Source organism: Hespellia stercorisuis DSM 15480 (assembly GCF_900142165.1).
GTDB classification, from domain to species: domain Bacteria; phylum Bacillota; class Clostridia; order Lachnospirales; family Lachnospiraceae; genus Hespellia; species Hespellia stercorisuis.
Genome location: NZ_FQZY01000116.1, coordinates 1 through 7,749, shown reverse-complemented (window position 1 = coordinate 7,749; position 7,749 = coordinate 1). Strand labels below are relative to the sequence as shown.

At 42.7% G+C, this 7,749-nt stretch carries 4 protein-coding genes, 1 rRNA gene and 1 pseudogene; all 6 read left to right on the top strand.

All coding sequences use genetic code 11. The features are described 5' to 3' along the window. A 23S ribosomal RNA gene (locus BUB85_RS20250) occupies positions 1-253 on the top strand; the annotation flags it as partial. A 325-nt stretch (positions 254-578) separates the two neighbouring features. Continuing rightward, positions 579-2,321 (top strand): Ig-like domain-containing protein, encoded by a 1,743-nt coding sequence (locus tag BUB85_RS20245; protein WP_073113285.1) that lies wholly within the window; start codon positions 579-581, stop codon positions 2,319-2,321. Positions 2,322-2,790: 469 nt separating this feature from the next. Next, on the top strand, positions 2,791-4,713 hold the full coding sequence (locus tag BUB85_RS20240; protein WP_073113284.1) for a PTS beta-glucoside transporter subunit IIBCA: 1,923 nt from the start codon (positions 2,791-2,793) through the stop codon (positions 4,711-4,713). Positions 4,714-4,725: 12 nt separating this feature from the next. Further along, positions 4,726-6,159, top strand: coding sequence for a glycoside hydrolase family 32 protein (locus BUB85_RS20235; protein WP_073113283.1), 1,434 nt, complete (start codon positions 4,726-4,728; stop codon positions 6,157-6,159). Between the two features lie 392 nt (positions 6,160-6,551). Continuing rightward, positions 6,552-7,457, top strand: coding sequence for a MurR/RpiR family transcriptional regulator (locus BUB85_RS20230; protein WP_073113282.1), 906 nt, complete (start codon positions 6,552-6,554; stop codon positions 7,455-7,457). A gap of 75 nt (positions 7,458-7,532) precedes the next feature. After that, positions 7,533-7,749 (top strand): annotated as a pseudogene (locus tag BUB85_RS21925) (IS5/IS1182 family transposase); the annotation flags it as partial.

Genomic DNA, 7,749 nt, shown 5'->3' with positions numbered 1-7,749 from the left:
GACCTTAGTACGAGAGGACCGGGTTGGACTGGCCGCTGGTGTATCTGTTGTTCTACCAAGAGCATAGCAGAGTAGCCAAGCCGGGAAGGGATAAACGCTGAAGGCATCTAAGCGTGAAGCCCCCCTCAAGATGAGATATCCCATAACGTCAAGTTAGTAAGACCCCTTGAAGACGACAAGGTAGATAGGACAGAGGTGGAAGTGCAGTAATGTATGGAGCTGACTGTTACTAATAGGTCGAGGGCATAACCAAACGGAATAGGTAATAGGATGGATTGGATAGTATTTAACTCTTTGTGTGAAGTTTTGAAGGTATATAGATGAAGACACTAGATTTTCTGGTGTCTTTTTTGATTGAGAAATAAGTTTTTGATGGTTCTATTCACCAAAATCCAGCATTGAAAAAATAAAATAGAATTTGCAAAAAATGCTGCGGGAACTCAAGAAGATAAACAGTTGCCAAGGGGAAAAACAAGCTGTATAATAAAAGACGATACCCTTCCTGACTCACAGCCTGCTATAGGCTGATGGATCTAAATGATAGGAAGAGAGAAGCACATATTTACAGGAGAGTTAATATGAAAAAGAAATACATAGCCTTGGCGTTGTCTGTTGTCCTTACGCTTAGTTCTTCGACGTTGGTTTTTGCGGAAGAGACATCCCCGGCAGGAGGCGATACAACGGTCTCGGAAGAAACTGTGAAGCCGGATACATCGGAGGAAACGGAAAAACACGAAGAGACACAAGAGGATAAAAAAGAGGAAACACCAGGCGATTCCGAAGAAGAGAAAACGTCTGATTCATCTGAGCAGGAGGATGCGGACAAAGAGAAGACAGAAGAATCAGAAGAGGAAAATTCTGAGGAAGAAGAGGAAGAGACTGAAGAGGAAGAAGAGGAGATAGAATCGGTCGTACCAATGGTAATGGGAGAATCCCTTGATATTCCGGAGGGACTGGGAAGAATCCATTCCTATATGGGTTGGCAGTGTATTACCTCAGTGGGCAGTTCGCAATACAAATTAAGGGAAGCGGCTGGCATGAAATTCGATGAAGAAGGTTTCGGACGGATCGGCTGCCGCTATGTCATTGCCTGCACGAACACCTACGGTGTGATTGGTGATTATGTTGATTTTTATTTAGAGGATGGATCGATCTGGGAGTGCGTGATTGGTGACATAAAGAGTTTTGGTGATCCGGGATGCAATGAATGGGGACATTTGGATGGAAATTGTATCATAGAAAGTGTTGTCGACAAAGACAGCTGGTACGGAACAGCACATCCGAATCCAGGAACATCCGGCTGTCATTCGGAGTGGGGGCAGCCTATCGTAAAGGCAGTCAACAGAGGAAATTACTGGGGAGAAAATGATTTTGATTTCTCAGTGACCGATGACCAGGTTGCGATTGCGACCGCAGCAAAGAAAAATTCTGTGGAGTCCCTTCCAGCTACATCAGGGGAATGGATTTCCGGTATATATTCTACGGTCGAGAATACATTTACTTGCAGACAGGCTTATGAATTCTGGAAGTATTGGGAATATTCTGGTATGACTGGAAATGATGATATTCCTGTCGGCGCTGTTCTGATAGGAAGTGGAGTAGATAATAAAGAACAAGGTGATGCGGTTATCTATCTGGGAGATGGTACAGTTGCAGGCTATCATGAAAAGTTCTTTGTGATTTCGATAGAAGACTGGGAGAATATGCAGACAGCTACACTCCAGGGGGAAACGGGCTTGATAGGATGGGTTTGGCCGAATGGAATTTCTTATGGAAAAGGTGCCGAGTATTCTTATCCAGAGGTGAAGTCAACTTCGGTTGAGATTTCTAAAAAAGAGCTCTCGCTTGAAGAAAAAAAAGTCATTGAGCTTACCGCCAAAGTATCACCAGCTGACTGTACAAATAAAACGGTAGAATGGTCTTCTTCTGACAAAGAGATTGCCTCGGTTGATGAAAATGGTGTGATTACGGCGAAAAGACCGGGAATTGTTCATATCAAAGCTAAAACCGCAGATGGAACGAAAGCGACTGCTTTTTGCAGAGTGACAGTAGAGGGAGAGGTGCCTGTTGAAGCAATCGGGTTCACAGATTTATTTCCGACAATTACATCCGGCGAGCACAGAACACTTTCTCTGAATATCTGTCCCAAATATGCGACAAATAAAGAATTTCGCTGGACATCTTCAGATGAGTCTATCGCCTCAGTTAACTATAATGGCATAGTTACTGCGAAACGACCAGGCTGTGTAAAGATTACGGCTGAAACAACGGATGGAAGTGAACTTGCCGATTCCTGTTTTATGCTCGTAGAGGAAGAATAAAAGAAAGCTGTCATAGGAACATCTGTAAGCATTCCCCCACTTCAAGTGCGTAGAGCACTAAGTGGTGGGTAAGGGGGATGCGCAGTACACACAAATGGAATATGGTCACTGAGGTGACCGTGCTTCGGCGCGAGAGTTCGCAAGCGAAACTCTTTGTTCCATAAATGGCAGAGCATTCCATGGACCAGGTCCTATTAGAATTCGAAATGTGAGAAACAAGCAAGTTTGGATGAAATGCACAAATTGGCGAGTGAATTATTGTGCATAATCCCGACTTTACAAAAACTTTATAATCGGTTATCATGTATTTAAAGAAACGTGAGAACGTTCTCATGATATAAAAAGCCTATATTTTGAACAAATATGGCTTTTTTTAAAACATAATATGAGAACGATTTCACACAAGAATCAAACAATTGATCAGACATAGTAGGATTGATAAGAGGGATATAAGAAAGGAAGAGTGATTATGGATTACAAAAAATCAGCAGCCGGCGTTCTCGAATGTATCGGCGGAAAAGACAACATTGTATCAGCAGCGCACTGTGCAACACGCCTGCGTCTTGTGGTTGCAGACAACGGTAAGTGTAACAAAACAGAACTGGAAAATGTGGATGGAGTAAAGGGTGTATTTGAGGCACAAGGACAGTTACAGATCATCTTTGGTACAGGAGTCGTAAACAAAGTATACGATGAATTTATTTCACTTTCAGGAGCATCGGCAGCATCCAAAGAAGATGTAAAAGCAGCAGCTGCTCAGAAGGGAAATCTTTTCCAGCGTTTTATTAAAACACTTGGAGATATCTTTGTACCAATTATCCCGGCAATCGTTGCTTCTGGATTTTTAATGGGAATTATGGAGTCATTGAACTTCATGATCAATGCAGGATATTTGAATTTGAATCCAGACAACGCACTTTTCTTTTTAGCAAACTTATTTTCTAATACAGCTTATGTATTCCTGCCAGTGCTGATCGGTTTCTCTGCTGCAAAAGTATTTGGTGGAAATCCATATCTTGGTGCTGTTATCGGTATGATCATGGTTCATCCAAACCTCCAAAATGCCTGGGGCAAGACTGCAGGTATTGAAAGTTATTTAGATGTGTTTGGCATTTATAAAGTACCGCTTCTTGGATATCAGGGACACGTAATTTCTGTCATTGTTGCAGTATTTATCATGGCTGCTATTGAGAAGAGACTTCACAAAAAAGTACCAGCGATGTTTGACTTATTTGTCACACCTCTTGTATCAGTATTTATAACAGGTTTTTTGACAATGACAGTAGTCGGTCCTATATTTAACTGGGTTGAGTCAAGTATTATCAACGGAGTGCAGGCACTGATCTCTATCCCGTTTGGAATTGGATCTCTTCTTATGGGAGCATTTTATGCACCGACAGTCGTAACAGGGATTCATCATATGTATTCGATCATTGACCTTGGGCAGATTCAGGAATTTGGCGTAACATACTGGCTGCCACTTGCATCAGCAGCCAATATCGCTCAGGGTGCCGCAGCTCTTGCAGTCGCGCTTAAGACAAAAGATAAGAAATTGAAAGCAATGGCTCTTCCATCTTCCCTTTCTGCATTCATGGGAATTACAGAACCAGCGATCTTTGGTGTAAACCTTCGATTCTTACGCCCATTCATTTGCGCTTGTATCGGTGGTGGTGCCGGAGCGATGTTCGCATCTATTACTGGACTAGGAGCAACCGGAACAGGTGTGACGGGTATCTTTGGAATCCTACTTTGCCTGAACGCACCAGTGAAATATATCTTAATGTTTATCATTGCAGCGGCAGTAGCATTTATTCTTACCTGGATGTTCGGATATAAAAATACAGTGGAAGCAGCAGATGTGGCTGGTGATACACAGTCTGTTGTTGAGAAAACGACAGAAACTTCAAAATCAGCAGATAGCATTGAAACGGCAGATGATTCTGAAAAGGAAATCGTAGTATGCGCTCCGATGACTGGTAAAATAGTTTCTATGCAAGATACAGGCGATGCAACATTTGCAGCAGAAGTACTTGGAAAAGGCTTTGCAATTGAGCCTTCGGAGGGAAAAGCATTTGCGCCATGTGCAGGGACAGTATCAGCGCTTATGGGACACGCAGTAGGTCTTACTTGTGATAACGGAGTGGAAATTCTAATTCACATTGGAGTGGATACGGTGAACTTGGAAGGCAAGCATTATACTGCACACGTGAAAGATGGTCAGCACGTAAATGCTGGAGATTTATTAATGGAATTTGATATTGCCGCAATCAATGAAGAGGGATATCGCACTGTGACACCAGTGATTATCGCAAACACAGATGATTATTCAGAAATTACCGGTGCACAAGGCGAGATTACAGCAATGGAACCATTAATGACGATTAAAAAATAAGGAAGAACAAGTATGAATGCATTGAATAGAGATTTATGCAAATTAGTCGGCCGTGTAGAAGCGGCTGACCTTTCAAAAATAAATTCAGATCCATATCGTTTAAAATTTCATTTGATGCCTCCAGTAGGTTGGATGAATGACCCAAATGGATTATGCTGGTATCATGGAAATTATCATGTATATTTTCAATATCGGCCATTTAGTCCAGATGGTTCAGGCAATGTATTCTGGGGACATTGGACGAGTCCTGATTTTCTGAATTGGACACAGCAGCCAGTATTTTTGTGCCCCAGTGACACCTGGGATCTTCACGGGGTGTATTCTGGATCCGCGCTTGTCACAGAGGAAGGCTTGTACCTTTATTATACGGGAAATGTAAAATATCAGGGGGATCATGATTATATTCATACAGGGCGTGGACATAATACGGCACTTGCGATTTCAAAAGATGGAATAAAGGCAGACTCTAATCAGCTGCTCCTTGAAAATAAAGATTATCCAGACAATCTGACCTGCCATGTGCGTGACCCAAAAGTCTGGGAAGAAGATGGCCGGTTCTATATGGTTCTTGGGGCTCGGACAAAAGAAGACCGCGGAGAGATTCTCGTATATGAATCTGAGGACAAAGTGAACTGGAATCATATCAATACGATCACAACGCCTCATGTGTTTGGATATATGTGGGAATGCCCGGATTTATTTGTATTGGATGGTCAGTGTATTGTTGCTCTGTCTCCACAAGGGGTAAGTCAAGATGGAAATCACTATCAGAATGTATATTCTTGTGGATATTTTCCACTTTATGGAGATTTCAGAGGCGAGTATACGCTTGGAGCGTTTACAGAATCGGATCTTGGGTTTGACTATTATGCGCCACAGACATTTGAAGCACCGGATGGAAGAAGAATTGTGATTGGCTGGATGGGAATGCCAGATGCAGATTATACCAATCCAACAGAAAAAAATGGATGGCAGCATGGAATGAGTGTACCACGTGAATTGCATTGGAATGGGGAGCAGATTCTTGCGACGCCGATCAAAGAGCTGGAGGCACTGCGCAGTGGAATGCATCAGGTCACATTTTCAGGAGAAGAGAAATGTGCACTGGAAGAAGGTGCTGATATCTGTATAGAGAATAAATCGAATCAGCTGCATGTTCAATTAGGCGATGGGGCAGAGATTGTATATGAAAACAATCTTCTCATATTGAAGCTGACAGATAAGAGTGGATATGGACGTACAGAACGTGTTGCAGAAGTGAAGGCGCTTCAGAAGCTTCGCATATTGATGGATACTTCCGCCCTGGAGCTTTTCATCAATGATGGCCAGCAGGTAATGACCTCCCGCTGGTATCCGGACCATGCAGATACGATTGCGTTTAGAGGAGAAGGTTCAGCGGTTGTATATAACATGGATGCGATGGAAATGATTTATTCTGAGGCATAGTTATGATGATATTGATGACACATATACGCGGAGCTGTCGCACACTGAGTGTGCGACAGCTCCGCGTCGGTGTAAGCCCGGTCGCGGTAATTGCCAGTAAATGATCTTATGCACAGCCGATTGCAGATATTATTTCAGCAATTGCTGCACTGCGCATGGCAATTAAAAATGTTGTATGATAAAATAGAATTATTCAGAATCAAACGGGAAAGTGACAAAAAGGAAGGACGCAAAATGAAAAAGATGTTGAGGAAATAGAAGCGTGGAATTGTATTTTTTGAGATACAATATTTCAAAAATCAATTCAAAAGTTTGAAAAAACAGGCAGACAGAAAAGAAGTGGAAAGTCAAAAATAAGATTCTTTGTAGATTTTCTACGGGAGGGAACGTGAGATGGAGAAGGCAATCCAAATACGGATAAAAGAAGTGTATGCGACACTTCGCCCATCAGAGCAGAAAGTGGCGGACTGGGTACTGAAATACAAAGGCACTGGAGAAGAACTCCTCATGGAAGAACTGGCGGGGCAGACGCAGGTGAGTCAGCCGACGATCGTCCGGTTTGTAAAGGCATTGGGGTACAAAGGGTTTCGGGATTTTAAATACAGTCTGATGCAGGAGCATGCAAGAAAGGATGCTCCTGCATCAGTGGAGGACAGAATTGAACTCTATGGATTCAAGCTTTCCGGCAGAGATAAGCTGGAGGAGATTCCGGGAAAAATCATCAATACATCGGTGCAAATGCTGGAGGAGACCTTGAAAAGTATTCAGATTAAAGAGTATAAGCGGGCCATAGATGCGATCCTTGAAGCGGAAAACATTGTGATATACAGTGTGGAGAACTCCATCTGCACAGCCACTGATCTGATGACGAAGCTGACATATCTGGGACTGAACTGTAGGATGTACGGAGACTATTACCTGCAGAATGTAAGTGCCGGCAACCTGTCAAAAAAAGATCTGGCTATTGGGATCTCCTACTCAGGCTATTCGAAGCATACGGTGGAGATGATGCGGAAAGCGAAAAAAGCAGGGGCGAGGACGATGGTGGTCACCAATTTTGAAAATGCGGTCATCGCCAACTATGCCGATATTTTGATCTGTGCCAGTAATCAACAGTTTCTGTATGGAAATACGATATTCTCACGCATTTCACAGATCGCGCTGGTGGACATGCTGTATGCGGGACTGCTGAATCGGGATTACACCCGGCTATCGAAAAGACTAAATAAAAACAGCCGCATTGTGGCGGAGCGGGCATACGGAGAGAACGAAGAAGGGGCTGTCGCACTAAGTAATTAGTGCGCAGCTCCTTTTTTATGCAAAAACACAAATGCCAGGCTTCGAAAAGCCTGGCAAAAGGTGTAAAATATACTTATGCTAATAAATAAAATCTTACAAAAGAATTATACTCTGGCAGAAGATTTTTATCAACTAAAACTGCCACTAAATATCGATTACATAATCCCAGATAATGATTCGGTGCGTTTGCTAAGTCAATTCGTGGAGGAGATGAATATTTCAGATTTATTAGGGACTTATTTCCGGATTCGGAAAAATACTGCAACGCCAAAACAGATGCTGAAGATTATGC